The organism is Moorena sp. SIO3I6, from assembly GCF_010672095.1.
This window is the reverse complement of record NZ_JAAHHU010000839.1, coordinates 1-2,109: the sequence shown is the minus strand read 5'-3', so window position 1 is coordinate 2,109 and position 2,109 is coordinate 1. Positions and strand designations below refer to the sequence as shown.

2 protein-coding genes are annotated in these 2,109 nt (G+C 37.6%); both read left to right on the top strand.

Features of this window, described 5'->3' with window-relative positions:
- Positions 1 to 316: 316 nt before the first annotated feature.
- On the top strand, positions 317 to 1,357 hold the full coding sequence (locus F6K49_RS43390) for a hypothetical protein (RefSeq protein WP_293107878.1): 1,041 nt from the start codon (positions 317 to 319) through the stop codon (positions 1,355 to 1,357).
- Between the two features lie 112 nt (positions 1,358 to 1,469).
- Complete coding sequence (locus F6K49_RS43385; RefSeq protein ID WP_293107874.1) at positions 1,470 to 1,988, top strand: hypothetical protein; 519 nt, start codon at positions 1,470 to 1,472, stop codon at positions 1,986 to 1,988.
- Positions 1,989 to 2,109 lie beyond the last annotated feature (121 nt).

Genomic DNA, 2,109 nt, shown 5'->3' with positions numbered 1-2,109 from the left:
TGAGTGACGAGAAAATACAACCCTTTACACATCCTAGGTTACCCTTGATGAGAGATGAAGGACTTGTTCATGCAACCGTTTTTTTTGTCAAGTACAATTTATACCAAATTAGATGCGATTACCCTGATTTCATGGGTTAAAAATATTAAGTTTAAAACCGACTCATCTTGATTTAGGAAAATATAGCAACTATTGGACAAATAATCTACAAAAACTCTGGGAAGTAAGTGTTGAACAATGTTTAGGGCAGTGGCGGTATGAAACGGGAAATTTAGATTATCAAGGAGCCGAAATAATTCATCAAGATGTTACCACCATGAAAAGAGAAGCGGTAACTCTAGTTCCAGGAGGGACTCCCTTGCTTCTTTGTAATGGTGGTGGTAAAGATAGTCTACTGATGGCTCGTTTGTTGGACGATAATAGTGTTCCTTTTGATAGTTTCAGTATTAACCTACACACCCATGCTAATCCTGAAGAGTTGTTTGAAATGCACGAACAACATCTTTACAAACTCCAAAATCCGCCACCCAAGATTCATCGTCAGTATATTATCGAGTCATTCCTCAATTCTCCAGCAGCTAAACTTCATGGGGTAGAAGGTGTAGAGATTTCTGAAATTAGAAACTATGAAGACTTACCCCTCGCTTATGGAATGTTTGGCATTCTTCCCGTAATCCTTCAGGAGAAATATACCCAACTTTGTTTTGGAAATGAAAAAAGTGCTGACAGCGAACAGGTTAAGGTTGGAAATCAGGTTATTAATCACGCCTGGTGTAAAAGTACGGAATGCGAAATTCTTTATGAAGAATATATTCAACAATATTTTATTAGTAATCTGGCTATTTTTAGTTTACTTAAACCATATTCTGATATATTAGTATATCAGGTTTTAGCTCAAAAAACTAGAGGTGATGATCTAAAATTAGTTTATTCATGTAACACCAAGCCTCCTTGGTGTAAATCCTGCCCTAAATGTGCTTACGTTTATTTATCTTATATGGCTTATCTTACTCCAGAGCAGGCAAATGAAGTTCAACACCTCTTAGGCAAGGAAAATCTTTTTGATCGCCCAGATTTACAGCTTTATTATCGTCAGTTGATGGGGCTAGAAGCTCATAATGCTTTTGAATGTGTGGGGGAAATCGAAGAAACAAAACTTGCTTTAGAAAAATGTGTTGAACGGGGATTTACTGGAGAGGCGATTAACTGCTATTATAAAAACGCCCGTCTAGATAGGAGCGAATATCAAAAGTTGTGGATACAATACCACCAACTGGATTTATCCTATCAGCGTCTGCCGCCAAAACTGATGGGAATCCTGGTAGATGAATGTCAAAAAGAAGGATTGACTTTATGAGTAATTATCAAAGTCATGTTCAAGAGGTAAGTTTTTACCCCCCCATTCGGGAGAGTAATATGCAATTATTAGTTTTTTTCAAAAATTCAAAATGATACAATCAGATTTTAAGTTGACTGAACAAGATATCACCAGTTTTGCTAAAAAAGGTTTTGTGAAACTTAAAGGTTTCCTATCCCATGAAGCAATTCAACTTCTCGACTTGAAGCTAGATCGAGATCTAGAGCCTCCTGCAACGATTTACGCAAAGGGGGTCAATAGATTAAAATACGATCTCAAGGATGGTGAAGATCTAGAGATTGTTCAACATCCTTTATTTAGATCGACTTTATCTTCAGTTTGCCAAAAATCCCTGTTTTATGTCCAGAACGTAGGTTTTGAACTGAAAAAAAATAAAGGTGCGGGGGTATTATGGCACGTGGGCAATGTTAGCTTTTCCTACCAACATTTGGAAAACTTTGGTTGTAGTTTGTGGATACCCTTAACAAAGATAGATACAAAGTCTCAAGGAGGAGGCATGATCTATGTGTCAAAGGCAATCTTCTCTGGCAAATTCCTTTACCAATACACAACAATGCTATCTTCTTATGTCCAAGGTTTACAAGAGCAAAATAAAACTCCATCTAGGTAAGCATTCAGGTGTAGGGGTTGACAAAGCCATCCCAATTACTCAAAGTCAGGAATCAGAGACAATTCGTGAGAACGCTCCCGCACTGCCAAGGAAAGAGATCGTCCTAAAAACTCAACAGCTG

Coding starts and splice junctions, on each gene's coding strand:
- F6K49_RS43390 (WP_293107878.1), top strand. CDS start 317: ATGAAAAGAGAAGCGGTAACTCTAGTTCCAGGAGGGACTCCCTTGCTT.